The sequence below is a fragment of the Lactobacillus delbrueckii subsp. jakobsenii ZN7a-9 = DSM 26046 genome, from assembly GCF_001888925.1.
GTDB lineage: Bacteria > Bacillota > Bacilli > Lactobacillales > Lactobacillaceae > Lactobacillus > Lactobacillus delbrueckii.
In genome coordinates, this window is sequence record NZ_CP018218.1 from 423218 (window position 1) to 448312 (window position 25095).

At 49.4% G+C, this 25095-nt stretch carries 20 protein-coding genes and 5 pseudogenes; 20 read left to right on the top strand and 5 right to left on the bottom strand.

Going from position 1 to position 25095, the window contains the following annotated elements:
• Window positions 1-355 precede the first annotated feature (355 nt).
• The 4 genes and pseudogenes from LJ046_RS02295 to LJ046_RS02310 all read left to right on the top strand — a co-directional run.
• Window positions 356-1357: pseudogene (locus LJ046_RS02295) on the top strand (RNA-guided endonuclease TnpB family protein); the annotation flags it as partial.
• Between the two features lie 103 nt (window positions 1358-1460).
• A pseudogene (locus LJ046_RS02300) lies at window positions 1461-2082 on the top strand (IS607 family transposase).
• Window positions 2054-3604 carry an RNA-guided endonuclease TnpB family protein gene (locus LJ046_RS02305; RefSeq protein WP_072557743.1) on the top strand — a complete coding sequence of 517 codons (1551 nt, stop codon included), beginning with the start codon at window positions 2054-2056 and terminating at the stop codon, window positions 3602-3604. Before LJ046_RS02300 ends, LJ046_RS02305 begins: the two are co-directional and overlap by 29 nt.
• Before the next feature lie 373 nt (window positions 3605-3977).
• Window positions 3978-4361: pseudogene (locus LJ046_RS02310) on the top strand (zinc ribbon domain-containing protein); the annotation flags it as partial.
• 417 nt (window positions 4362-4778) lie between these two features.
• Here the strand turns inward: LJ046_RS02310 and larD are convergent.
• Window positions 4779-5501 (bottom strand): D/L-lactic acid transporter LarD, encoded by a 723-nt coding sequence (gene larD / locus LJ046_RS02315; RefSeq protein ID WP_002878857.1) that lies wholly within the window; start codon window positions 5499-5501, stop codon window positions 4779-4781.
• Window positions 5502-5664: 163 nt separating this feature from the next.
• Window positions 5665-6579: a LacI family DNA-binding transcriptional regulator gene (locus LJ046_RS02320; protein WP_002878856.1), complete on the bottom strand. Its 915-nt coding sequence runs from the start codon at window positions 6577-6579 to the stop codon at window positions 5665-5667.
• A gap of 179 nt (window positions 6580-6758) precedes the next feature.
• On the opposite strand from LJ046_RS02320, the gene gtfA reads away from it, so the two are divergent.
• From gtfA to LJ046_RS02335, 4 genes are all read left to right on the top strand, one after another.
• Entirely contained in the window at window positions 6759-8201 is a 1443-nt protein-coding gene (gtfA, locus tag LJ046_RS02325) for a sucrose phosphorylase (protein WP_002878855.1), read from the top strand.
• A gap of 453 nt (window positions 8202-8654) precedes the next feature.
• The gene (locus tag LJ046_RS10325; RefSeq protein ID WP_231128067.1) at window positions 8655-8912 is read left to right on the top strand and encodes a hypothetical protein; all 258 of its coding nucleotides are present in this window, start codon (window positions 8655-8657) and stop codon (window positions 8910-8912) included.
• A 289-nt stretch (window positions 8913-9201) separates the two neighbouring features.
• Entirely contained in the window at window positions 9202-9366 is a 165-nt protein-coding gene (locus LJ046_RS10330; protein WP_002878853.1) for a hypothetical protein, read from the top strand.
• Window positions 9367-9720: 354 nt separating this feature from the next.
• Entirely contained in the window at window positions 9721-10668 is a 948-nt protein-coding gene (locus tag LJ046_RS02335) for a glycosyltransferase family 2 protein (protein WP_002878851.1), read from the top strand.
• A 194-nt stretch (window positions 10669-10862) separates the two neighbouring features.
• Here the strand turns inward: LJ046_RS02335 and LJ046_RS02340 are convergent.
• Window positions 10863-11828 (bottom strand): annotated as a pseudogene (locus LJ046_RS02340) (IS110 family RNA-guided transposase); the annotation flags it as partial.
• 8 nt (window positions 11829-11836) lie between these two features.
• Window positions 11837-12343 carry a DUF1836 domain-containing protein gene (locus LJ046_RS02345; protein ID WP_002879665.1) on the bottom strand — a complete coding sequence of 169 codons (507 nt, stop codon included), beginning with the start codon at window positions 12341-12343 and terminating at the stop codon, window positions 11837-11839.
• A 165-nt stretch (window positions 12344-12508) separates the two neighbouring features.
• Between LJ046_RS02345 and LJ046_RS02350 the strand changes: the two genes are divergently transcribed.
• The 4 genes from LJ046_RS02350 to LJ046_RS02370 all read left to right on the top strand — a co-directional run bounded on the left by LJ046_RS02350 (window position 12509) and on the right by LJ046_RS02370 (window position 15735).
• Window positions 12509-13342 carry a DegV family protein gene (locus LJ046_RS02350; RefSeq protein ID WP_002879664.1) on the top strand — a complete coding sequence of 278 codons (834 nt, stop codon included), beginning with the start codon at window positions 12509-12511 and terminating at the stop codon, window positions 13340-13342.
• Window positions 13343-13603: 261 nt separating this feature from the next.
• Entirely contained in the window at window positions 13604-14188 is a 585-nt protein-coding gene (locus LJ046_RS02360) for an SGNH/GDSL hydrolase family protein (protein ID WP_035176768.1), read from the top strand.
• Window positions 14185-14838 (top strand): histidine phosphatase family protein, encoded by a 654-nt coding sequence (locus LJ046_RS02365; protein ID WP_002879661.1) that lies wholly within the window; start codon window positions 14185-14187, stop codon window positions 14836-14838. The genes LJ046_RS02360 and LJ046_RS02365 overlap by 4 nt, the downstream gene beginning before the upstream one ends.
• Before the next feature lie 75 nt (window positions 14839-14913).
• Window positions 14914-15735 (top strand): hypothetical protein, encoded by an 822-nt coding sequence (locus LJ046_RS02370; RefSeq protein WP_002879659.1) that lies wholly within the window; start codon window positions 14914-14916, stop codon window positions 15733-15735.
• 91 nt (window positions 15736-15826) lie between these two features.
• Here the strand turns inward: LJ046_RS02370 and LJ046_RS02375 are convergent, their stop codons facing one another.
• Window positions 15827-16378, bottom strand: coding sequence for a biotin transporter BioY (locus LJ046_RS02375; RefSeq protein ID WP_002879658.1), 552 nt, complete (start codon window positions 16376-16378; stop codon window positions 15827-15829).
• A gap of 397 nt (window positions 16379-16775) precedes the next feature.
• On the opposite strand from LJ046_RS02375, the gene LJ046_RS02380 reads away from it, so the two are divergent.
• From LJ046_RS02380 to LJ046_RS02415, 8 genes and pseudogenes are all read left to right on the top strand, one after another.
• Window positions 16776-17489: a YjjG family noncanonical pyrimidine nucleotidase gene (locus LJ046_RS02380; protein ID WP_002879656.1), complete on the top strand. Its 714-nt coding sequence runs from the start codon at window positions 16776-16778 to the stop codon at window positions 17487-17489.
• A gap of 49 nt (window positions 17490-17538) precedes the next feature.
• Window positions 17539-17697: a hypothetical protein gene (locus tag LJ046_RS02385; RefSeq protein ID WP_002879655.1), complete on the top strand. Its 159-nt coding sequence runs from the start codon at window positions 17539-17541 to the stop codon at window positions 17695-17697.
• Between the two features lie 57 nt (window positions 17698-17754).
• Window positions 17755-18582, top strand: coding sequence for an exodeoxyribonuclease III (locus tag LJ046_RS02390; RefSeq protein WP_002879654.1), 828 nt, complete (start codon window positions 17755-17757; stop codon window positions 18580-18582).
• Window positions 18583-18661: 79 nt separating this feature from the next.
• Window positions 18662-19201 (top strand): cyclophilin-like fold protein, encoded by a 540-nt coding sequence (locus LJ046_RS02395; protein WP_002879652.1) that lies wholly within the window; start codon window positions 18662-18664, stop codon window positions 19199-19201.
• Between the two features lie 187 nt (window positions 19202-19388).
• Window positions 19389-20297 carry an L-lactate dehydrogenase gene (locus tag LJ046_RS02400; protein ID WP_002879651.1) on the top strand — a complete coding sequence of 303 codons (909 nt, stop codon included), beginning with the start codon at window positions 19389-19391 and terminating at the stop codon, window positions 20295-20297.
• A gap of 118 nt (window positions 20298-20415) precedes the next feature.
• Complete coding sequence (locus tag LJ046_RS02405) at window positions 20416-21273, top strand: aldo/keto reductase (protein WP_002879650.1); 858 nt, start codon at window positions 20416-20418, stop codon at window positions 21271-21273.
• 296 nt (window positions 21274-21569) lie between these two features.
• Window positions 21570-23789, top strand: coding sequence for a ribonucleoside-triphosphate reductase, adenosylcobalamin-dependent (gene nrdJ / locus LJ046_RS02410; protein WP_002879649.1), 2220 nt, complete (start codon window positions 21570-21572; stop codon window positions 23787-23789).
• 179 nt (window positions 23790-23968) lie between these two features.
• Window positions 23969-25007 (top strand): annotated as a pseudogene (locus tag LJ046_RS02415) (IS30 family transposase).
• The last annotated feature ends 88 nt before the right edge of the window (window positions 25008-25095 follow it).

Sequence of the window (25095 nt, forward strand, 5' to 3'; positions counted from 1 at the left end):
TGTAAGAACGGCTGTTTAAGGGCAGATTTAGGGAGTCAATCAAGGTAAAAAATAAAAGTTTTCATAGGAGAAAAGCAAGAAAGTCGTCATAGATCATTCATACTTACCCCGTATAGTAAAAAAACTTTAGTCAAATTAGTCTATACTGTTGCTTTTGACAGAACAAATCAATTCTTTACCTTTTGTTCGTATCAAGTTCGGTGAGGCGTGATATAATAATTCTTAGAGGTACGAGAATGTAGAAGAACTTAAAATCATAGAAATAATCTAAAGACAGTCAGTGATCTATATTACTTTTCGAACAAGTAACACTAAGGCCAGTGGATGAATTATTAGGAAAGGAGGTAAAACGAAAATGGTCCAAGCGAAAAGAAAGAAAAAACAAAAGACAATTCCGAGAAATAGTGAACTCATTGACCAATTGGCCAGTGAGTATTACATCAAGGCTACTCCAGAGCTTGACCGTGCGGCAGAAATTGCTCATAAGATTTATAACGCCGCTTTGTATCAGCTCAGACAAGCCCTTTTCAAGAGAAAGGGATCGATTTATTATGAGGGCTTGGACAGGATCTTCAAAAATAAAAGAAATGCCAATGAGCTTATGCTTTATGGTCAGATGCCCACTGTTCAATGTGCTCAACAGACGCTTAAAGAAGTAGCCGCGGTTTGGAAGGCCTGGTTCTGTGCCTTGCAATCTTACAAAATAGCACCACAGAAATTTACCGGCAGGCCGAGAATTCCACGTTACTTGAAGAAAAGCAGACGTCATACTTTTTACGTGACACCACAAAACGCGAGAGTCAAAGAAGTGAAAAGTGCTGATGGCAAAGATGTCGTAGCGCGGTATCTGATTATTCATTCTTTGGGGCTTAGCATCAAGCTTGCAGACGGCATAAAAAAGGTCAATCGCATCGCAATTAAGCCACTGTCAAATGGTTATAAACTCACAGTAGCCTACACTCCAGCTGCAAACCAGAAACCATATCTGCCAGACAACGGACGCTATATTGGTATCGATCGAGGTGTAGATAATGCATTTGCCTGCGTCTCAAATACTGGCGATAAGGCCTTACTCATTAATGGCCGTGCAATCAAGTCTGCCAATCAGTACTACAACAAGCGCATGGCGAAATTGAAGAGCCTTCAAGCTCAATACCACCAGCTCGAAAGCATCATCAATACCAAGCAAGGCCCAAAGGCAGTATACGGCCAGACCAAATCCATGCAGCGCCTAACCGATTGGCGCAATGCCAAGATTCGTCAATTTGCCCACAAGGCATCCAAGCGCATAGTAGATTACGCGCTAAGCTGTGGAGCAAATACTATTGTGATTGGCAAGAACAAGACACGGAAACGGTTGTGACTGTTAAAAAATATTAATTTCATCCAGTACTAAATAGTAATTTTTCTTACCAATTCATGATATAATGCCGGTATCAAAAGATTGGAAGGAAGAAACGATGAGCGAATACATGTCCATATCAAAAGCAGCTGAGTATCTTAACGTTGCCAAGTCAACTCTCCGCAATTGGGAAGCTGAAGGACTGATTACGCCGCTTAGAACTGCCTCCAATCAACGTCGCTACACTAAAGAAATGCTAGATGAGCTTCTGCAAGGCAATATGAAAGCAGCTAAGCCTAAGAAGCTGCTGACCATCGGCTATTGCCGGGTTTCTTCTGGCCATCAAAAAGAAGATCTCCAAAGGCAGAAGGACGTGGTGTCTAGATATTGCGAAGTCAATGGCTATCAGTTTAAGATCATTCAAGACGTTGGATCTAGTCTCAACTATAAAAAAAGGGCCTGACAGAGCTGATCAACATGATCTGCAAGAAGCAGTGTGAGCGAGTCGTTGTAAATTACCAAGACAGGCTTGTCCGTTTTGGCTTTGAAATGATTGAGATAATCAGACAGACAACGTTGATCCAAATTCAGAACTTGTAGAAGATGTTTTATCTATAATCACCGTTTTCTCAGCTAAGCTGTATGGAAAGAGGTCGCATCGGAATGCAAGAGTCATCCAAGAAAGCAAAAAGCTCTTCAGTCAAGCAGACAGTGACAAAGACTCAGCCCAAGACAGTTAGAGTCTACTCCAAAAAGTTAAGCGATGAAGAATTTGCCAGAATGTCCGACTTTTTTGAAAGATACGGCAGGTGCCGGCATTTCTTTTTGAACCGCTACTGCGGCATCAATTCGATGCTAGCGGTTAATAACTGGCAGGCTCTGCGCAACCAAGTTCGCAAGTGGGACAAGCCGGTTAAAGGCTCAAAAGGCAAGCTAGAAACAGTCTACAATTTTCAGACCAAGCACTGGGTAGGCGCTCTCCGTGAAGCATGTGCCAACATAAAAAGCATGTGGTCGAATCTGGCTAACCGTTTGAAGAAGCTGATTCAAGAAAATGAAAATCTTTCTGCAGATCAGCGCCACCTTCTGCTCTTTATTTTGAAATTTAAGAGCGCATGGCAAGCCGTTCTTCTTCACAAGCCAATTGAGCTGCCAGAAGAATACACTGAAGCTTTAACTGAAATAGAAGCTAAACTGACGGATAAGCAAATCAAGCAAGCGCACAGCTACCTGCGCCGGATTACGTACCGCTACCACTACCGGGCACGGAAGTCGGGCAAGCTTGGCTCTAGCATGAAGTGTGACTTGAATTGGGCATTTGAAGGAAATACTTTTTCATTCAGTTCCGATGTGCCTAGAAAGCAGTTTTCTGTAGAGATGACCAGTTCGTGGAATTATCCACGCACCGGCGATATCACCGTGGTGCTTGACCGCATCAAGCAGCGCCTTGAAGTTCATAAGCTGATCTCTAGCAAGCGTTACAGCAATGATTCAAAGAAGGCAATCGGCATTGACAAGGGGCTTGCCACCCTGCTTTCCTGCAGCAGCGGCAATGAATATGGTGAAAACTTCAGCAAGCTTGCCAATGCCATCGTTGACAAATACGGCAAGCGAAACGCAAATCGCCAGCCATATGTGAGTTTGCGCTGGCAGCTCAATCAGCAGCTTGAGCAACTGGAGAAGGCAAACCAACCTTTGTCTAAGACTGCTTTGAGGAAGAAAATAAAACTGCTTGGCAAGCTTAAGAATCTGGAGCAGAACAATATCGGCAGAAAGTCGTATGACAAGAGCTACCGCTCAGCGCAAGAAACTGTCAGAAGCTTTATCAACCATGCGATAAACAGGATGATCGAGACAGAGCATCCGGCGGTCATTGCTAAGGAAGACTTGACATTCGTAAAAGAAAAAGGCGTCAAATCAGATAACAGCAGATTCGCAAGAAAGATACGCAAACGCTTGAATTCATGGACTAAGGGCCAACTGGATGAACGTATTGAATATCTTTCAAGCAAGAATTCGATTGAAACTCATGATGTCAATCCGGCATATACTTCTCAGTACTGTCCGATCTGCGGGCAGCATTTTGAGGAAAGATACGGCAGTCATCATGAACTGACCAAATGCAAGAAATGCGGCGAGATGAATGCGAATATCGCCGCAGCCAAAAACATATTGAGTAGATTAACTGACGAAGAAATCACGCTTTACAGGCCTTACAAGCGAGTTAAGGAGATTCTTGCCAGTCGGATAAAAGAAGCATAAGGCAAGTAATACTACAAAGTTGAAGGCTCTAGCATGTAAGAGCAGTCAGCTTTAACGAACTCAGTTCGGGGTATTAAAATCGCGGCTTGACTGCTTCGAGAAGGCATCACGATATGCTTGCCCGCTTTTTGCGGGCAAGATGCCTTTCCGACTGCCATGCTAAAAGTTTCCAGTGGGGCAGATAAAAAGCTATTGGATGACGCCATCTGGCGTTATTTGACAGCCAACCGTACTCACTGACCTTAACTTCAAAAGGTTAAAAATCTGATTTCTTTTTCCAAGTTGAATCTACCCATAGATTTAACTAGAAAGAAATATCAGAAAAACTTACCAATATTGATGTGATTATCAAGATTTAGTAAGTTTTATGATTCGGTCAGTAAATATGGGCAAGAAAAACAATCAGAACTTTGTTGGCTTGCCTCACCAGCAGATGATCAATATGATCCGCTACAAGGCCAATATGGTCGGTATCACGGTTATCTGCACAAATGAATCGTATACAAGTCAGACTAGTGCTCTTGACGGCGAAAAGCCATGCTGGAACAATGGCAATAAGAGCAGGAAAAAGCGAGGGCTGAGCCCAGCCAATCGGCGCATTCACCGCGGCATGTTTAGAACCAACAAGGGTTTGTTGGTCAATGCGGACATCAACGGTGCAATGCAAATAGTAAGAAAAGTATTCCCGAACGTCTCATTTGCGAACGGGATAGTGGATGCTGTGTTGCATCCAGCCAAATGGTCTTCTCTCATTTGAGGAGCCACTTGGCAAACGAGTAATATTTGTGCCTGTGTATAGGGTTTCGGTTGACGGACTGTAAAGTTGTCCTCCAGTTTTCTTGAAAACCATATCAAGGGAGCGTTTGTGATACTTACTTGCTAGGTATTGCTTGAAAAAGGTCGGTCTAGATATTAAAGATGTTAAAGCAGACACTCGGCAAAATCATATCAAATGACACAATTTGATATAATCTGACCCAATATTCTCTAACATCATTTAAGCCATAGATCAAGAGATCTTGATCTATAGATTCCATACCTTTTTTTATTCTTTCCAAGACAAGCAAACCCGAGGCCTCCGGGCCGCATCTATATCTATTTTTTACGCGAAAAAGCGCTGGACGTCACGGTCCAGCGCTTTTTTCTTTTATGTTTACGTTCAATATTTCTTGAATTAGAAAGTCAACTTCAAGAAGTACTTGACGAACATGGCAGCCAGTACGGCACCGGCAAATGGCGCGGTACCTGGTACGATCAGGCCGTATTGCCAGTCGTTGTTGGCCTTGTTCTTGATTGGCAGGATTTGGTAAGCCAGACGAGGGCCCAAGTCCCGGGCTTGGTTCATGGCGAAGCCAGTAGTACCGCCCAGGCCCATACCGATAGCCCAAACCAGCAGACCAACCAAAAGTGGAGTAAAGCCGAATTTTTCAAACTTGGCCACGATAGCCAGGATACCACTCAAGAAGATGGTAGTGGCGATCATTTCGACCATCCAGTTCCGTGGCAGGTTACGCAGGTTAGGGTTGGTGGAGAAGATGTTCCGGGTAGCCACTCCGTCGATGGTGTCTTTGGAAGCCTTGAAGTGGTCAGCATACATGAAGTAGGCCAGAAGAGCACCGGCAAAGGCACCGGCGAATTCAGCCATAGTGTAAGGGATGAAGCTGGACCATGGGATGATCCCCAGGATAGCCTGACAGAGAGCCATGGCTGGGTTCATGCAGACGCCACCGAAGATGAAGAGGCAGGCGGTAATCCCAAATGACCAGGTCGTAATGGCGAAAATATGGCCTGAGCCGTGGTACTTGGTCTTGTTCAAAACGTCATCGCAGTGCACGCCAACACCGAAAAGAATCATGAGCCCGGTAGACAGGAACTCATTTAACAAGTTGTGTATCAAAATCCTATTCTCCTTGCAGTAGATAATTTTTAAGGTACATAACAGCCAATAATTATATACCTATAGCCGGCAAAAAGATATAGGGAATCGTGAATTTTTTAAGCATGAATGCGATTTTATCATCAGATTTAACAAACCTTCTAGGGAAAAGTAAGTGAATCGTTCATAAATCTAGCAAAGTGACCGGCAATTCCTGTTTATGGCCGCTGGGGAAATGGCCCCGGCGCAGGCGCTGGTCGAGCAACTGGCAGGTCAGGGCCGCCAGGTCCTTAATCGGCTGTTTAACGGTCAGCAGGTCCGGGAAAAAATTACGGACAAAATTGGAGCCGTCAAAACCTGTTACCAAAGGCTGGTAGCTCAGCTGGCGGACTCGCTGCTTGACCAGCAAGGCGGTGATATCATCGCTGCAGCAGATGGCGTCGTACTTTTGTCCGGTCAGCAGCTTGGCTAGCTGGACCTGCTTAAAGAGGTTGCCCGCGGTAAAGTCCAGGTAGGCCGTGGAAAACTTGGTCTGCCGCTTTTGGAAGCAATCCATCATGCCCCGCAGGCGCTCATTGATGGGGGAGAGGTCTTGCTGGCTGCCGCAGAAGATTAGAATTTCCTTGGCTCCCCTCTTAAGGACGGTTTGGGCAATCAAGTGTCCGCCGCCATAATTGTCACAGCTGACCAGGGGTATTTCCCGGGAAATAGGCCGGTCAAAGGAGACAGTAGGCAGCTGCTTGGTCAAGGACAGGGGCGTTTCCGGCAGGCTGGTGATCAGACCGCTAAATTTATTGCTTTTTAAACTGGCCAGGAAGTTGTCATCTTGACCAACATGCAGCTGGCAGTCATAGCCCAGCTGCGCTAGATTGCCCTGGACGGCTTCGTAAAATTCAGCGTAGAGCGGGTTGGTAACCGTGGGCAGGAGGACCAGGACGGTCTTGGAGCCAGCTTTATTTGGCTTGTAGTGCAGGGCCTTGGCCGCCTGGGCAATTTTAAGCTGGTTTTGGGGACTGACGGTTTGCTGGTTGAAGTAGCGGGAAACGGTGGGCACGGAAACTCCCGCCAGCTTGGCGATTTCGGTAAAGGTGACTTTCATGCGTCCTCTTTTCTAATAAAACTGCAAAAAATAATTGCTTTGACACCAGATATTATAAGGCTTTCGCTAGACTTTTTCTGCAAAAAAGCAGGGGGAAATTCCAAGTACGGTCAGGACTTTGTAAACTGGAGACAGCAAGAAAATAAAGCGCTTTAACAAAAAGCAAAAGAGGTTTAAAAATGAAATTGCAAAACAAAGCTATGTTGATTACTTACCCGGACAGTCTTGGCCATAACTTGAAGGACCTGTCCCAGGTGATGGACCGCTACTTCTCCAAGGCGATCGGCGGGATCCACTTGCTGCCGTTCTTCCCGTCTCATGGGGACCGGGGCTTCTCACCGATGACTTATGAAAAGGTCGCTCCAGAATTCGGCACTTGGTCTGATGTAGAAAAGCTGGGTGAGCAATACTATTTGATGTTTGATTTCATGATCAACCACATCTCAGCTCACTCTGACTATTACTTGGACTTGCAAAAGAACAAGGAAAAGAGTCCTTGGCGGGACCTTTTCTTAAGCTGGGATAAGTTCTGGCCAGCCGGCCGGCCGACTCAGGCAGATGTTGACTTGATCTATAAACGCAAGGACAAGGCGCCTTGGGAAGAGCTGGAATTCGCGGACGGCAGCCGCGAGAAAATGTGGAATACTTTTGGCCCCGACCAGATTGACCTGGACGTGCGGACCGAAGTTACCAAGCGTTTTGTCAAGGAAACCCTCCAGCAGCTGGTCAAGCACCAGGCCAGCTTGATCCGGCTGGATGCCTTTGCCTACGCGGTTAAGAAACTGGACACGAGCGACTTCTTCGTTGAACCTGAAATCTGGGACCTGCTGGATGAAGTCCGCCAGGACCTGGCTGGAACAGACGCGCAAATTTTACCGGAAATCCATGAACACTATAGCTTGCCGCGCAAGGTCAGCGAGCATGGCTACTTTATCTATGACTTTGCCCTGCCGATGGTTCTGCTCTATTCCCTGTATACTGGCAAGAGCCAAAGGCTGGCCGCCTGGCTGAAGCAGTGCCCGCTGAAGCAGTTTACTACCCTGGACACCCATGACGGCTTGGGGGTAGTTGATGCCAAGGACATTTTGACTGATGAGGAAATTGACTACACGACCCAGGAGCTATACAAGGTCGGGGCTAACGTCAAGCGGAAATACTCTTCAGCTGAGTACAACAATTTGGACATTTACCAAATCAATACGACCTATTACTCAGCCCTGGGCAATGATGACCAAAAGTACTTCCTGGCTCGGCTGCTGCAAGTTTTTGCCCCGGGGATTCCGCAGATCTACTATGTTGGCCTGCTGGCCGGGGAAAACGACCTGGACCTGCTGGAACGGACCAAGGAAGGCCGGAACATCAACCGCCACTACTACAGCCTGGAAGAAATTGACCAGGAAGTTAAGCGGCCAGTTGTTGCCAAGCTTTTGAAATTGCTGGAATTTAGAAATACTGAAGCGGCCTTTGATCTGGATGGCCGGCTGGAAGTTGCTGCTCCAAGCGAGCATGAGATTGTCTTAAAGCGGGTCAACCAGGCTGGAGACCGGGAAGCGGTTCTCCGGGTGGACCTGGCTGCCTTGACTTACCAGATCAGCGTCAACGGTGAGGAAATTTCCCTGTAATGGCAGCTGGAAAATTCACTGAAGATCAACGTTAGTATCATAGTTTGTTCAAATTTACTGTGTAGTATAGAAAGCATAGACGAGCTGAAAGAACTTGTCTATAACTCATATTTCTTATATTTTTCTTTCCCTGATATACACAACATACATGTACACTACCTAAGAAGCAGCTAGCCAGTAACAGCTGCTTTTTTGGTGTTCAAGGATATTTTTTCATTGTCCGAAATAGCCGTTATGTTTATTTTGTAATATATATGCGTAAAGCTCTTGAAAAATGACATTGAAAGATGTTGAAAAGGTTTGCACGTGAAAATGAAAATATTTATCCTTAGAGTTAGTGGTGATTGTATTAGAGAGATGCAAGAAGGCAATAATAAACGCAAGCTTGAATACCAAGCTTATTTGCCCTACGCCGCCCTGCTTATGCTAGCGGCGTATTTCTGTTACCGGCAGATGCGTACCGGGAATATCATCATCGGGTCAGACACGATTTTCCACTACAACCGCTTCTATAAAACAGCCCAGCAGATCAAGCACGGCAACTTCAACTGGTTTATGACCATGTACGGCTTCAGCCATTCAGGCCGGGTGATCAATGCCCTGTACGGGCCGCTTTTCCAGCCGGCGGTCAGTCGCTACGCTTTTGGCCGCGTTTTACATGACGATCGGCTGGGCTATATCTTTATCGGCCAGCTGGTCTATGCCCTTTAGCAGCACAAAGGAAACGAACTCAACGGCTGGATCAGCCTTTACGGGGGCTTCTGGCTTCTGGTCTCCTCCCAGCTGCTGCCATGGGACCGTATTTCTAACCGGTTTTCGTTCCTGGCCCGCTTCCTCCAGTTCCCGTCCCGATTTGTCTGCCTGGCTTACCCCTTGATCTTGCTGGGGATGGGGATGTCGGCGGAAATTATGCTGAAAGAAGTCCAATCATTGGTCCTGGCTGGTCTACGGCCTGACCGGCCTGTCTCTGGCCATCAGCATTAACAGTCTGGTTTACTACATGAATGTTGATGCTTGGAACAGCTATTTAAACAATGTCGCGCGCAATGCCACCACCAATTTTGGCCATGAAGTTACTGATCCGGACAAGCACAAGATCAAATGGACCAAGTCGGGCTTGATCGCCTTGACTCCGGCCCGGAAAAAAAGCTATGCGGCAGGCTAACGCGGCCATGCACTCCAAAGACCTGCATAAATTTTTGACTTTGACCAAAAAAGCCAATCGCCGACTACCTGCCGGCTTATAAGTTTGACCCTAAGCCGGTCATTACTGGCTGGTCAGATGCTTACAAGAACATGGAATACTGGCAAGAGCAGACTGACAAAGCGGCCAGTTCTTACAATAAAACTGTTTTGAACAAGTAGGTCAGAAAGCCGCTCACGATCAAGGCCGTCAAGGGCGGAAAGATCAAGCTGCTTTTGGCAATTTCCTGGCTTTCCTAGCCAGGCTTTATCTGCGCCAGATTAGGGGTTAAACTTAAGGGTAAGCAAGCAGAAAGTGAAGAAAAGAAGTAAAAACATGAAAAAGATTTCAATTATCGTGCCTTGCTACAATGAAGAAGCGGCCTTGCCCCTTTTTTATCCGGTAGCGCATGAGGTGCTGGAAAAACTGCCCGACGACTACGAGCTGATTTTTGTCAACGACGGGTCCAAGGACAAGACTTTGGAAATCCTGCGCGACTTGGCCGCCAAGGATCCCCATGTCTTTTATATTTCATTTTCAAGAAACTTCGGCAAGGAAGCCGCCATGTACGCGGGCTTCGTCAATGCCAGCGGGGACTATGTGGCCGTGATGGACGCCGACTTGCAGGACCCGCCGACCCTTCTGCCGGAAATGATCAAGATCCTGGACTCCGGTGAATATGACAGCGTGGCCACCCGGCGGGAGGACCGGAAGGGTGAACCGCCGGTCAGAAGCTGGTTTGCCCGCAAGTTCTACCAGATCATCAACAGGATCTCTGATGCTGACGTGGTCGACGGGGCTCGGGACTTCCGCTTGATGAAGCGGGACATGGTCGATGCGATCGTGGCGATGAGCGAATACAACCGGTTCTCCAAGGGGATTTTTGGCTGGGTTGGCTTCAAGACCTACTGGCTCCCTTATGAGAACGTGGAAAGAGTAGCCGGGGAAAGCAAGTGGAACTTTTGGAAGCTGCTCAGGTACGCCGTTGACGGGATCATCAACTTCTCCTTGGTGCCTTTGAACCTGTCTTCCTGGATGGGTTTCTTCATGACCGGGGTGTCCTTTATCATGCTGATCGTGATCGTTCTGCGCAAGTTGATCAAAGGGGACCCGGTAGCCGGCTGGGCTTCCTTGATCTGCGTGGTGATCTTCATCGGGGGTCTGGTCATGCTCAGCCTGGGCGTGATGGGGCAATACCTGGCCAAGATCTACATGGAAAGCAAGCGCCGGCCCCACTACATTTCCAGTGAATCAAATATTAAAGACGTTAAAAAGATCGACTAAGGCCGGTCTTTTTATTTTTCTACTCTAAGTCAAGTGTTATCAACGATTTTAGGCAATTTTATTTTGAAATAAAGGCCTAATCGGGAAATAGCTCCCGGAGAATCAAGTCAAATATCTGATTTAGGGCACGATAAATACAGCCACCTTCTGTAATTTCAAAAAAGAGGCTGTTATAATATCTATTGGATCAATTCTTATGACAAAAGTCTTTGGTTATGTTTGGCTACGTCATAGCTATACAATTGATCATTCTTAATTAAAGTGAAGATCGTCCGTAATAATTTATGGATCGATGCGATAGCGGCCTTCTTGTGACTTGCAGTCTCAGAAGACCGTTTTCGTTTCTCGTAATAATCCGCAATATGACAAGGGTTTCCCGCTTTCTTAGCCGACTGAATTTGGTTTATGGCCAAGTACAGCACCTTTCTGCCAATAGCTGTCCCACGCTTTGAAATTGACAGGTGGGCCGTGAGATTGCCAGATTCATAAACTTGAGGATCAACACCAACGAAGGCATTTAATTGGCTAGGGTTGTTAAAACGTCTGATGTCCCCAAGCTCACTAATGATTCTTAGAGCAGTATTTTCGCCAATGCATGGAATGCTTGTGAGGATCTCCAGATCTCGCTTAGGAGCCAGCTTAGCCATCTCCTGTAAAGCAGTCTGGCACTCTTCTTCAGTGCTCAGAATGTTGTTAATAACCATTTTGAGGCCACGGACATGAGCACTGTTCTTTTTGACCGCTGGGCATGCGACTTTAGCCAAACGAATAAGGCTTTGCGTTATGTCGTTAGCGCGCTTTTTACCAATACCAGATAAGCCTTTTAAGAAGTCGATGATATCGGCTTCTTTTGTCTCTAGTACGATATCTGGGTGTGGGAATCTGAGGACAATACTCCAGTAGTTTTTCCCTCTCGGATTAACCATTAAGTGCTCAATCTCTGGGAAAGTGAGCTGAATGGCTTTGTGCAGTCTATTCCTGTTGGTTATCAGATCGTGCGAAGCCTGCTCGTAGATACGGTTATTGGCCATCAATTCTTGATATTCTTCGCTTTGAACGTAGGCCAGCCGCTGCGGGTGCTCAGATTGCAGCTTGGCAAGGTATAAGGCATCAAGCTTATCGGTCTTGTTCTGGTGCAGGTCATCCTTTGTCTTTCTTTTCTACTTTTTTACTCTTCTTCTTGGCCGGTAAACTGGGCAAAGTACTTGTCCAGGTAGACCTTGTAGCTGACGGTCATGATGACGTTGCGGAGCATGGTTTTGTATTCGCCATGCTCGTGGCCAACGTCGGTCAGCTCGCCTTTAAAGCCGAAGACGTAGGCCAGAACGTTTTCCAGTTCATCAACCATGTAGTTGTAGGCTGTTTCAGTGTCGTAGCTGGACCGTTGCAGCTTCAGGGCCTCGCGCAGGTCAGCCAGGGAGAGGACGTTTTTGGACACGGCGATAAAGACCAGCTCAGCGATCTGCTGGCGGCTGTAGAGCTTCTTTTTAGGTGAGGCGATCAGGTTATGCTTGACATAGTTGCTGACCATGGAACTGGTCAGGTGGACGTTTTCCAAGGGGGCCAGGGCCTCATTGATATAAGTCGCGGTCTGCTCCAGGTACAGGCCCATCTGGGGCAGTTCCTGGTAGCGGGGCAGGTGCAGGCCGGCCAGGGAACGGGCAATTTTTTCCATAAAAACCTCCTGTCAGCTGATACAAAAAATAAAGACAAAACAAAATTCGATCATCCACATTATAGCAAAACAGCTTAGCGGTTTTCAAAAAACTTGACACGAGGACTTTCCTGCTATAGACTTAAGCAAAAGTTTTTAAGAAACCGATGACGAGGATTATGAAATATGCCAATTAAGATAGTAACTGATTCCGGAGCTAACATGACAGCGGGCAACTTGGGGAGCTGCCAGTTGGAAGTAGCGGCCTTGAGCCTGATTCAAGGGGATAAGACCTGGCTGGACGACGCCAGCTTTGACCAGGCGGAATTCAATCAAAGAGCCAAGGACGGGATCGCGGCGTCTTCAGCCTGCCCCAGTATTTCAGCCTGGCTGGACGCTTACGCCGGGGGCAGCGAGATCTATGTCGTGACCATCTCATCGGGCTTGTCCGGCAGCTACAATTCAGCCATGCAGGCGGCAAAGATTTACCAGGAAGAATACCCGGATGCCTTGATTCACGTTTTTGACAGTAAAAGCGCGGGTCCGGCCCAGTTTTTGGCGGCGGAGAAGATCGCGGAACTGAAGGAAAAGGGGATGCAGTTCCCGGACCTGGTGGAAGCAGTGAGCGACTACCTGGAAAACCATGTCCGCCTCTTTTTTGCCTTAAAGTCGATGACCAATCTGGCCAACAATGGCCGGGTCAGCCCGGCGGTGGCCAAGATCGCCGGACTTTTGAAAATATGGGTCTATGGCTGGGCAGAGGAAGGCGAAATCAAGCCCCTGGGCAAGGCCAGAGGGGAGAAGAAGACCCTGGCAGCCCTGCTGAGAACTTTGGAAGAGAAGGGCTACAGGGGCGGCCGGGTCAAGATCGACCATGCTGACAACTTCGACAGCGCGGCTGAGCTTCACGACTTGATCAGGAAAAAGCGTCCAGAGGCCAGGGTTGACCTGGGCACCTGCCGCGCCCTATGCAGCTTCTACGCTGAAGCGGGCGGGCTGATGATTGGAGTAGAAATTTAGCATGTAAAAAATCAGCACCGGTCCGGGTGCTGATTTTTTACTTCTCGTCTTCTCGTCTCCATCTGGTAGTAAGGCTTGATCCAGAGCTTATCCAGGGCCTCCTAGAAGTGAGTCAGGACATAGTCGCGATTGACGTACTTTTCCCGGACGCTTTCGTCAAAAACGTGATACAGTTGAGTTAAGTCATCATCGGTGTACTGGAGGGCCTCCCTCGCCTTGTCGATGGCAGACTTGATGTTTTCCTGGCATAGAAAGGTAGAAATGAGAATTTTATTACTCGGTGACAGCATCTTTGCCCGCAAGGAAGGGCTGGATCAGCCTAGAATCAACTGGACCCTGAAAGAGAAAAAGCCTGACCTGGAAATCGACAATACGGCGGTGTCTGGCATCAATTCCGGCGCCCTTTTAGCCCTGTTAGGAGACCTGGCCTTAAAGCGGCCCCGGGCTGACCAGCTTTTCTTAATGGTCGGAGTCAATGACGCGGCCAGTCATAAGCAAGTGCCACTAGACCAGTACCGGAAGAACCTCCAGGCTATTGTCTCTGCCCTGGTCTGCTTTTATCCGGGGACCAAAACCGTCCTGGTCTCCGGTCCGGCGGTGGATGAAGCTAAGCAGAGGGGGCGGACCAACGCGAAACTGGCAAAGTATGCTAAAGTAATGGAGGAAGTCGCGGCTGAATACCAGCTTGCCTATGTCGACTTTTTCACGGCCATGCTGAAGGAGGGAGACCTGAAAGCCCTGTGCCGGGGAGAACTTGACGACGGCCTGCATTTTGGCCCGCGCGGTTATCAATTGCTGGCAGCGAAAATGATGAAGCAGCTGCCCAAGGAAGAGGTTGAACAATGAAGAAGATCTACGTGGTTCGCCATGGCCGGACCTATTTGAACAAGTACCAGCGCCTGCAGGGCTGGTCTGACGCCCCTTTGACTGAAGAAGGGATCGAGGGTGCCCACCGGATGGGGAAGGCCTTGAAGGACCAGCATTTTGACTTGGTGGCCTCCAGTGACTTGAAGCGGGCCGCTGACACCCGGAAGATCATCGTTTCGGAAAATGACAACTGGGAGTCAACCGAGATGACCCAGACCGCTGACTTGCGGGAGCTATTTTTTGGCTACTACGAGGCCTTTCATGATACGGAAGGAGTAGCGGCGGCCTTCAAGTCCACCAAGTACCCCCGCCTGGTCGACGCGGTCAAGGACGGCTACACTTGGCAGGAAATCGGGGACTTATTCCACGCGGCTGACCCGGAGGGGGATGCTGAAAGCGGGATCGAGTTTGAAAGCCGCCTGAAGCGGGGGATCGACTACCTGGTCAACCATGATGAGTCAGAGCGGATCCTTTTGGTTGGTCATGCCTGCGTCATCCATTGCCTGGCCTGCATCTACGGTGGCAAGCACCTCAGAACCGACTTGCCTAAGCACAACGAGATGACGGTCTTGAATGTCGATGATAACGGCCAGGTCAGCCTGGAAGAATTTGGCCGGCCGATGTACTGATTTTTGCCCTGCTGGTCTATAATAGCTTGTAGGGAGAAGTAGGGAAAGATCTATCGAAAATGGTAGGTGAGACAGATGATTAGTAAAGAAAACAAATTGTTGATCCGGCGCTATCTTTACGCCATGATCAACATGTACGGCATTATTCCGCTGAGACACGCGTACCATATTTTCAGCCACCAGAACCCCTTGCTCAACATTGACGAGGACGACTTCTGGGAATTCACCATGTTGGACCAGAGCGACCAGGACTACAATGTGGCCGGTGAAAGGGAACTGCTGGTGGAAGAGCGGGGCGAAGATGAGGATGAGGAATTCTACCTTTACGGCGACTGGGTCTTGATGGACCTGCCGCAAGATTTCAAGCGGATCAAAGAGCTCCAGCACAACCGCCTCTATTATGTGCCGGAGAAGGATGAATTTTTGCGCCGGGAAAACGAATGGTATTATGAACGGACCACGGCGACGGAAGAGTACCGCCAGTATCTGAAAGACAGCAATCCAGGCCTCAGCGACGACCGGCTGGAAGAAGCCTTCTTTGAGGCGCTGACCCAGCTGCACTCGGTCAGCTACGGCAAGACGGTGGAAGAGACCATCAACGCCGTGCCCCGGTCCCTGCGCCTGATCGGCTTCACTGTAACGGACGAGCAGGAAGATGAACTGCGGGACTTGCTCAGACGGATGCTGGACGGAACCCGGCAGGAGGCTTTGCGGGGAAAGATGTACAAGTACCACAAGCTGCCGACCACTTTGGAAATCATCGAGACGGAAGGCTTGACTCCGGAAAACATCTCCCGGATTCACAGCGGGAAGATCGACGCCATGGAACTGGTGCCCCAGATCGAGCTCAAGCAGCCCGACCTGGCCCAGCAACTGGCCACGATTTACCAGCAGTAAGGCCAAAACAAGGCAAAATTGAACAAAGTAAAAGGCGAAACTCTAAGAAGGGCTTCGCCTTTTCTTTTATCTGTACCTGCTTTCTTCCAGCTTATTTTTGGTAGCCGCGGCCGACCTTGCCGGCGTAAGTGGTAAAAATCCCCCGCAAGCGTGGGGCCAAGGCAACGACCAGGGCCAGTTTGGCTAAGGTTGTGGGCAAAAAAGGCCAGATAGCAGCGTTAGCCGCGGCTGTAAAAGGCAAATGGCTGATCCAGGCTAGCCAAGCAGCGCCCAGGAGCAGTTGTAAGAAGAGGGCAATCCCGGCCGCCAGGGTCAAATAAAATCTGTTTCCTTTAGCCAGGCCCGTGATCATGGCCAGGGGCAAGAAAGCCCAGAGAAAGCCTCCGTTAGGCCCGAAAAGGACGGCGATGCCGCCACTGGCGCCGCTGAAGACGGGGAGACCGGCGGCCCCTAAGAGCAGGTAGAGGGCGACGGCGCCGGTTCCCAGCTGCCAGCCAAAGGCAGCCGCGATTAGGGGGATTACCAGGGTCTGCAGGGTAAAAGGGACCCCGCCCGGCAAGGGGACCGCCAACTGGCTGCCGACAATGATCAAGGCCGTGGATAAGGCCAAAAGACAGAGCTGAAAAGTATTTTTTCTGGACATTTTTCTCCTCCAATCCAGCAAAACTATTGCTTACTTGATTAATATAGTTTTACTGGGGCTTTTTGTCAATAAGATATTTTGCCAAGTACATGTATAGCAATCGCTGGAGGGAAAAGTAGCAAAGATAAAGGTTAGGTAAAAAGATGCAAAAATATGGGGAAAAGCAGGTCTAGTGACTAAGCGCCGGGGATGCTACTAGATATGCACAACTTCCACAGGAGTTATCCACAATATATCGTAGTTGCTTGCCGGAGTAAGGCCCAAGATGTGGAAAAGGAGAAAATGGGGGTAAGATAAACTGAAAGTAATTTTTTGCACTGCTTTAGTTTTTTGTCTATAATGGAATCTTAATACGCCTAATAGAAACAAGCAATGCAACAGAAAATAAGGAGGCCACATGCGCTATCAGCAAATTATCCTGGACGTTGACGACACCTTGCTCGACACTGAAGCAACGGTCCACGACTCCCTGGTTCAGCTCTTCAAATCCCATGGCTGGGAGATCAGTGACGAATTTGAAAAAGAATTCCACGCCTACAACCAGGGTCTCTGGCGGCGGCTGGAAAAGGGTGAGCTGACCTTGAACCAGCTCTACGAGATCATGTTCCCGGATATTATCAAAAAATACTGCGGGGTCGAAGTCGACGGGATGGAGACGGCTGACGAATTCCACAGCTACTTCCACACCGGCCACAAGCTCCTGCCCGGGGTCAAGGACACCCTCCGCTATGCCAAAAGACTGGGCTACAGCCTGGCGGTTTTGAGCAACGGGGAGCAATTTGGCCAGGAGCACCGGCTGGAATTAGCCGGGATAAGACACTACTTTGACCTGGTCGTGACCAGCCAGGAAGCCGGGGTGCAGAAGCCAAACGCGGAAATTTTTGACTACTTTTTCGCCAGAAGCGGCTACAGCCCCAACCAAACTGTCTTCTTCGGCGACGGCCTGTCCTCTGACATCATGGGAGCGGAAAACTACGGCTTTGCCAGCATCTGGTTCAACCACCGCCACCGGCAGAAGACCCTGCCAGTCCACCCCCTCTTTGAGGTGGACAACTATGCCCAGTTCCAGCGGATCTTGAAAAAAGACTTCGCCCCGACCGCTCTGCGTTAGTTTCCGTTATACTTAAAGCAGACAGACTTTAAGAAAGATTTGGGGAAAAATGGAAAATTACTTTTTTGATTTCGACGGCACGATCTGCGAATCGCGCCACATCTACGCGGCCTGCGCCTGCACTTGGGGCGCCTTTGACCCGGCCAGCCTGAAGAAGGAAAAGGCTGACTACACGGTCGACTATCCCCTGGAAATTTTGGCGATCTAGAAAAAAGCGAAGAGTAAAAACGACAGAGAGTAAAGAAAAACAGAAAGTGAAGATAAAATGCGACTGATTTCTTGGAACATTGACTCATTGAACGCGGCCTTGACGGGGACTTCCCCGCGGGCGGAAATGACCCGGGGGGTCTTGAAAAACTTGCATGACCTGGACCCAGATGTCCTGGCCCTGCAGGAAACCAAGCTGCCGGCCAGCGGGCCAAGCAAAAAGCATCAGGCGGCTCTGGCTGACCTTTTTCCGGAATATGATTTCGTTTGGCGGTCCAGCATGGAGCCAGCCCGGAAGGGTTACGCGGGCACGATGTTTTTGTATAAGAAGGGCCTGGATCCGGTAGTGACCCGGCCGAAAATCGGGGCCCCGGAGCCGATGGACTTTGAAGGGCGGATTTTGACTCTGGAATTCCCGGACTTTTACGTGACCCAGGTCTACACGCCAAATGCCGGCAACGGTCTGGTCCGCTTGGGTGACCGGCAGGAATGGGACAAGTGCTACCGGGCCTACCTGGAAGAATTGGACAAGAAGAAGCCAGTCCTGGCCAGCGGGGACTTCAACGCCGCCTACCAGGAAATCGACTTGAAGCACCCGGAAAACAACCACCATTCCGCCGGCTTTACGGATGAAGAAAGAGCGGGCTTTGGCCAGCTTTTGGCGGCGGGCTTCACGGATACCTTCCGCCAGATCCACGGCCAGGTGGAGGGCGTCTACTCCTGGTGGGCCCAGCGGGTGCGGACGGCTAAGGCCAATAATTCCGGCTGGAGAATCGACTACTGGCTGGTTTCCAACCGCCTGGCTGACCAGGTGGAGAAGTCGGAAATGATCGAGACTGGAGAAAGAGCGGATCATTGTCCAATTTTATTGGAAATTAAGCTGTGATTTGGTTACAATTAGAAGTTAGAGGTTGAAGAAACAAAGAAGTTTTAGTTAATTTTTAGTGTATGAGGCGTATGTGTATATGAAGAGATTAGAAAAAGGGGTCATCGGCTTGATCCTGGTCATTTTTGCCGGCACGGTGATTATGGCCGTCTCGAGCGGTGGCCAGAAAGCAGAAAGCAGTTCAGACGCCTTCGATACTTCAGAGTACCGGAAGGCAGTCAAGTCAACCGACAACCACCACTTCAAGAACATGAAGGTGGAATTGTCCGGCAAGAAGAGCAAGATTACTGGCATCCTGCCCAAGACGCCGACTTCTGTCAGCCTGCTCAAGCAGTGGGAGAGCAAGAAGGTTGACCTGGATTTTACGGCCAGCAAGAAGGATAGCGTGCTGATCAGCAAGCAGACAGTTAAGCTGCCAACCCCTAAGGGGCAGGAATTGACACATGCCACGGTTGGTGAAATCGGCTATGACCCGGACAGCGACAAGGTCTTGATTTTTGCCAGTGACAAGAACTACAGCCGGGGGTTCTATCCTTTAGGTAATTTGAAGCGGAACGAACCGAGCCCGGCTAGTTTGAGTGCCGACCAGGATCCGCTGGAATTCAGTTTTAAAGATTAAGCAGAAGGACTTTCGCTTTAAGCGGCAGTCCTTTTTTCTTTCCTGTTACTTTTGCCTTGTTTTCTGAATTTTTAACTGGCTTGAAACTTTTTTAATTAAGTAAGGCTTGCACTTTGGACAAAATTGTTTTATTGTTTATTATGAGAAAACGATTGATGACATATTAAAAAATAAGGAGGAATCTTTAATGAGAAAAGTAGCAGTGATCGGCATGGGACACGTTGGGGCCACGGCGGCCTTTATTCTTTTTACCCACGGGGTAGCGGACGAATTGGTCTTGCTGGACAAGAATGAGACCAAGTGTCGGGCTGAATGGGGCGACTTGCGCGACACCCTGGGCAGAAACGACTTCTACGTCAACGTCAAGTGGGGCGACTGGAAAGAGCTGGCGGACGCTGACTTGATCATCACCGCTTTTGGTGACGTGGCGGCCTCAATCACGACAGGCGACCGGTTCGCGGAATTCCCGATCAACACCAAGAACGCGGTTGAAGTTGGCCAGAAGATCAAGGACAGCGGCTTCAAGGGCGTCATCATCAACATCTCCAACCCTTGTGACGTGGTAACCTCCATCTTGCAAAAGGTGACAGGCCTGCCAAAGAGCCAGGTCTTCGGGACCGGGACCTTCCTGGACACTTCCAGAATGCAGCGGGTTGTCGGGGAAAAGCTGGGCCAGGACCCGAGAAACGTGTCCGGCTTCAACCTGGGCGAGCACGGGTCCAGCCAGTTCACGGCCTGGTCAACTGTTTGGGTCAACAACCGGCCAGCCAAGGACCTCTTCAATGAAGCAGAGAAAGAAGAAATGGACCGCTTGAGCAAGGACAATGCCTTCATGGTCGGCAAGGGCAAGGGCTACACCTGCTACGCTGTCGCTACCTGCGCGGTCCGTTTGGCCAGAGCCGTCTTCTCTGACGCCAAGTTCTACGGCCCGACCAGCTGCTACGTTGAATCTCTGGGGACCTACATCGGCTACCCGTCAATCGTTGGCAAGCATGGGGTAGAAGAAGTGCCAGTTCTGGACTTGCCAGCTGACGAACAAGCCAAGCTGGAAGCTTCCGCTAAGAAGCTGAAGGACAGCCTGGCCAGCTTGGAATAATTAAAACGATTCTGACAAGTCAAAAGAATTTTAGCGTAAGAAAATCCTCCCGGTCGGGAGGATTTTTGTTATAATGAGCTTAATTACAAAAAGTAAGGAAAATGACAGGAGGCAAAAAATGACTTTGCACGGTTTGGAAGATACTTACGAATTAGCCAATGGGGTCAAGATCCCGGTAATCGGTTTCGGGACCTGGCAGACGCCAGACGGCGATGTGGCCCAAGAAGCAGTTGAGACAGCCTTGAATGCCGGCTACCGGCACATCGACACGGCCGCAGTTTATGGCAATGAAGCCAGCGTGGGCCGGGCCATCAAGCGCAGCGGTGTCAAGCGGAGCGACTTGTTCGTGACCAGCAAGCTTTGGAACGGGTCCCACAGCTATGAAGGGGCCAAGGCGGCTATTGACGACAGCCTGCTCAAGCTGGACACGGACTACCTGGACCTGTACTTGATTCACTGGCCAAATCCAGTTGCCATCCGGGACCACTGGGCAGAAGGCAACGCGGAAGCCTGGCGGGCCATGGAAGAAGCCGTTCAAGCTGGCAAGATCCGGGCAATCGGGGTCTCCAACTTCCGCCGCCACCACCTGGAAGCCCTCTTAAAAACGGCAGAAATCAAGCCTGTGGTCAACCAGATCTGCCTCAACCCAAATGACTTGCAAGCGGAAGTAACGGCCGCTAACAAGGAATACGGCCTTTTGAGCGAGGCTTACAGTCCTTTGGGCACGGGCGGTCTTTTGGGCAATGAGACCATCAAGGCAGTTGGGGCCAAGTACGGCAAGTCCAGCGCCCAGGTTTTGATCCGCTGGTCCCTGCAGCATAACTTTTTACCACTACCGAAGTCAGTTCACCCGGACTACATCAAGGCCAACGCTGAGGTCTTTGACTTTGCGCTTACTGCAGATGACATGGCCAAGCTGGATGGCCTGCAAGGGATCGGCCAGCCAGTCCTGGATCCGGACCAAGCAGAATTTTAAAGACAAAAGCAAAAAGAAGTAAAAAAATTATAAGAAAGACTATATAATATGCCGAAAAACGAATTGGTGGTTATATAGTCTTTTTGTATATATCCGGAAAAGCCGAACAAAAATTGCTAAAAAATTTTTCAAAAAAATTTGACAGCGGGTGAAGGCTTACGGGGCTTGAATTAAGCCAACATACAGTTTCTCGTGTTCGCCTAGTTACACAATACTACATCTTGTGTTTCACAGGAAGAGTGCTAATATATGGAGTGCTTAAAAAATAATGAGACAAGCAGAAAGGACCTGAGAAGATGAGTGAAGAAATATCTCTCTCGGAGGAATTTATCGACCGGGTGAAAGCGAGTGTAAAACCTCACTGGGGCAAGCTGGGCTGGGTCACCTACAAGCGGACCTACGCCCGCTGGCTTCCGGAAAAGGGACGGAGTGAAAACTGGGATGAAACCGTCAAGCGGGTGGTTGAAGGCAACATCAACCTGGATCCCCGCCTTCAAGACTCCCCAAGTCTGGAACTGAAGCAGAGCTTGACTGAAGAAGCAGAGCGGCTCTACAAGCTGATCTACGGCCTGGGCGCGACGCCATCTGGCCGGAACTTGTGGATTTCCGGGACTGACTATCAGAGACAGACCGGGGATTCCTTAAACAACTGCTGGTTTGTGGCCATCCGTCCGCAAAAGTACGGGGACAGCAAGATCGTGCCCAGCTACCTTGGCAAGCAGGAAAAGGCCGTTTCCATGCCTTTCTCCTTCCTCTTTGACGAACTGATGAAGGGGGGCGGGGTTGGCTTCTCAGTTGCCAGATCCAACATCAGCCAGATTCCCCGGGTCGACTTTGCCATCGACCTGCAGCTGGTGGTCGATGAGACCAGTGAATCCTACGACGCTTCCGTCAAGGTCGGGGCCGTCGGCAAGAATGAATTAGTTCAAGATGCTGACAGTATCTACTACCGCCTGCCGGACACCCGGGAGGGCTGGGTTTTGGCCAATGCCCTCTTGATTGACCTCCACTTTGCCCAGACCAACCCGGACCGTAAGCAAAAGCTGATCCTGGACTTGTCCGACATCCGTCCTTACGGGGCAGAAATCCATGGCTTCGGCGGCACGGCTTCCGGCCCAATGCCCTTGATCTCCATGCTGCTGGACGTTAACGAAGTCTTGAATAATAAGGCTGGTGGCCGTCTTACGGCTGTCGATGCCGCCGACATCTGCAACTTGATCGGCAAGGCAGTCGTGGCCGGCAATGTCCGCCGGTCAGCGGAACTGGCCCTGGGCTCAAATGATGACCAGGACTTCATTTCCATGAAGCAGGACCAAGAGAAGCTGATGCACCACCGCTGGGCATCCAACAACAGCGTGGCGGTTGATTCAGCCTTCAGCGGCTACCAGCCGATCGCTGCCGGGATCCGGGAAAACGGGGAGCCAGGGATCGTGAACCTGGACCTATCCAAGAACTATGGCCGGATTATTGATGGCTACCAGGCTGGAATTGACGGGGACGTGGAAGGGACCAACCCTTGTGGGGAGATCTCCCTGGCCAACGGGGAACCTTGCAACCTCTTTGAAGTCTTCCCGCTGATCGCGGAAGAACAGGGCTGGGATTTGCAGGAAGTTTTTGCCTTAGCGGCCCGCTACGCCAAGCGGGTAACCTTCAGTCCTTATGACTGGGAAATTTCCCGGAAAATAATTCAAAAGAACCGCCGGATCGGGATCTCCATGTCCGGGATCCAGGACTGGCTTTTGACCAGACTGGGCAACCGGGTGGTTACCGGCTTCAAGGATGACTTTGACCCGGAAACCCATGAAGCTATCAAGGTGCCAGTCTACGACAAGCGGGCCATTAAGATGGTTGACCAGCTTTACAAGGCCGTGGTCAAGGCTGACCAGGCCTACAGTAAGACTTTGGGCTGCAATGAATCAATCAAGCACACCACGGTCAAGCCATCAGGCACGGTGGCTAAGCTGGCCGGTGCCAGTGAAGGCATGCACTTCCACTACGGGGCTTACTTGATCCAGCGGATCCGTTTCCAGGATTCTGACCCGCTTTTGCCAGCCTTGAAGGCCTGCGGCTACCGGACGGAAGCCGACATCTACACGGAAAACACGACCTGCGTGGAATTCCCGATCAAGGCGGTAGGGGCGGACAACCCTAACTTTGCCTCAGCTGGCACGGTTTCAATCGCGGAACAGTTTGCCACCCAGGCCTTCTTGCAGACTTACTGGTCGGACAACGCGGTTTCCTGCACGATTACTTTCCAGGATTCCGAAGGTGACCAGGTTGAACCCTTGCTCCGCCAGTACCGCTTTATCACCAAGTCAACCTCGCTTCTGCCATACTTTGGCGGTTCCCTGCAGCAAGCGCCAAAGGAACCGATCGATAAGGAGACTTACGAAAAGCGCAGCCAGGAAATTACCGGCAACGTGGAAGAAGTCTTCAGCCAGCTGAACAGCGACGTCAAGGACCTGGAACTGGTCGACCAGACCGACTGTGAAGGCGGCGCCTGCCCAATTAAGTAAGGCAGGCAAAATAGCGATAAAAGACATAAGAAAAAACTAAAATCGCCGATTGTAAAATTAAACTGAACACTGTTCTGATCCAGTAAGAAAAATCGTTTTCACTGGATTCGAGCACAAAAAATCCATTTCAACCATCTGGTAGAATATGAATTACCACAAACATTTCTAGAGAGGTTAAAATGGATCATTCATATTCTAACACTAAACCACACCAAAAGGGCAAGCACCTTACGCTGAACGACCGGACTACAATCCAGGAGCTGCACTCTAAGGGCTACTCTAATCGTGCTATAGCTAGAGAACTTAACTGCTCACCAAGCACGGTCGGATATGAGCTCAAAAGAGGCACAGTATCCCTGTATACCGGCAATGTGAAGCGGTATAAAGCTGTCGAAGGGCAAAGAACTTACGAACTACATAGAAGCAAATGCGGCCGCAAGAGCTTGTTTCTTCGCAGACAAAAGTTCATCGACTATGTTTCCCACTGCTTCCATAATCATGGCTGGTCTCTTGATGCTTGCGTGGGTTATGCTTTGGCCAAGGGAATCTTCCAGAAGGATCAGGTCGTATCAACCAAAACTCTGTATAACTACGTTGACTTGGGCCTAATGGATATCAAGAACGGTGATCTCCCAGAGAAGGTCAAGCGCAATACTAAGACTCGTCGTGCCCGTGTAAACAAGCGTATCCTGGGACGAAGCATCGATGAACGTAGTCCTAGAGTCGAAAGCCGTAAGGACTTTGGTCACTGGGAATGCGATCTGGTTCTTGGACACAAGACTAAGGACGATGATGTGTTGCTTACTCTGTGCGAACGAAAGACGCGTCAGTTCTTCATGATCAAGATTGAGGATAAGACCTCAGCTAGCGTTATGAAGGCATTTGATAAGCTTCGAGAGTACTACGGATCCAAATGGAATCAAATCTTTAAGTCTATCACAACCGACAACGGATCTGAGTTCGCAGATCTATCCGATCTTGAACAAGTTTCCAAGACTCTTGTGTCCTTATACATCCTGTGATAAAGGCAGCGTAGAACGGCACAACGGGCTTATAAGACGCTATATTCCCAAGGGAGACCGTATGGATAAGTACAGTGTGGAAGATATTGCTAAGATCGAGGTATGGTGCAACTCTCTTCCTCGGAAGATCTTAAACTACAAGACTCCAGAAGAGTACTTTGACACCGAACTTGACCGCATTTACCGGCGTAGATAGTCAAAATCTACCAAATGTTATGGTAAGTGTTCAATTTATTCTTGCAATTGGCGAAAATTATCAAGATATTGTGGTGTGTAACTAATGG

Excerpts from the sequence above, each read along its gene's own strand:
- LJ046_RS02375 (WP_002879658.1), bottom strand. The coding sequence starts at position 16,378 with ATGTCCAGAAAAAATACTTTTCAGCTCTGTCTTTTGGCCTTATCCACG.
- LJ046_RS02385 (WP_002879655.1), top strand. The coding sequence starts at position 17,539 with ATGGAAAATTACTTTTTTGATTTCGACGGCACGATCTGCGAATCGCGC.
- LJ046_RS02350 (WP_002879664.1), top strand. The coding sequence starts at position 12,509 with ATGCCAATTAAGATAGTAACTGATTCCGGAGCTAACATGACAGCGGGC.
- LJ046_RS02390 (WP_002879654.1), top strand. The coding sequence starts at position 17,755 with ATGCGACTGATTTCTTGGAACATTGACTCATTGAACGCGGCCTTGACG.
- LJ046_RS02370 (WP_002879659.1), top strand. The coding sequence starts at position 14,914 with ATGATTAGTAAAGAAAACAAATTGTTGATCCGGCGCTATCTTTACGCC.
- LJ046_RS02395 (WP_002879652.1), top strand. The coding sequence starts at position 18,662 with ATGAAGAGATTAGAAAAAGGGGTCATCGGCTTGATCCTGGTCATTTTT.
- gtfA (WP_002878855.1), top strand. The coding sequence starts at position 6,759 with ATGAAATTGCAAAACAAAGCTATGTTGATTACTTACCCGGACAGTCTT.
- LJ046_RS02345 (WP_002879665.1), bottom strand. The coding sequence starts at position 12,343 with ATGGAAAAAATTGCCCGTTCCCTGGCCGGCCTGCACCTGCCCCGCTAC.
- LJ046_RS02365 (WP_002879661.1), top strand. The coding sequence starts at position 14,185 with ATGAAGAAGATCTACGTGGTTCGCCATGGCCGGACCTATTTGAACAAG.
- nrdJ (WP_002879649.1), top strand. The coding sequence starts at position 21,570 with ATGAGTGAAGAAATATCTCTCTCGGAGGAATTTATCGACCGGGTGAAA.
- LJ046_RS02405 (WP_002879650.1), top strand. The coding sequence starts at position 20,416 with ATGACTTTGCACGGTTTGGAAGATACTTACGAATTAGCCAATGGGGTC.
- LJ046_RS02360 (WP_035176768.1), top strand. The coding sequence starts at position 13,604 with ATGAGAATTTTATTACTCGGTGACAGCATCTTTGCCCGCAAGGAAGGG.
- LJ046_RS02400 (WP_002879651.1), top strand. The coding sequence starts at position 19,389 with ATGAGAAAAGTAGCAGTGATCGGCATGGGACACGTTGGGGCCACGGCG.
- LJ046_RS02380 (WP_002879656.1), top strand. The coding sequence starts at position 16,776 with ATGCGCTATCAGCAAATTATCCTGGACGTTGACGACACCTTGCTCGAC.
- LJ046_RS10325 (WP_231128067.1), top strand. The coding sequence starts at position 8,655 with ATGCGTACCGGGAATATCATCATCGGGTCAGACACGATTTTCCACTAC.
- LJ046_RS02335 (WP_002878851.1), top strand. The coding sequence starts at position 9,721 with ATGAAAAAGATTTCAATTATCGTGCCTTGCTACAATGAAGAAGCGGCC.
- LJ046_RS02320 (WP_002878856.1), bottom strand. The coding sequence starts at position 6,579 with ATGAAAGTCACCTTTACCGAAATCGCCAAGCTGGCGGGAGTTTCCGTG.
- LJ046_RS10330 (WP_002878853.1), top strand. The coding sequence starts at position 9,202 with ATGAATGTTGATGCTTGGAACAGCTATTTAAACAATGTCGCGCGCAAT.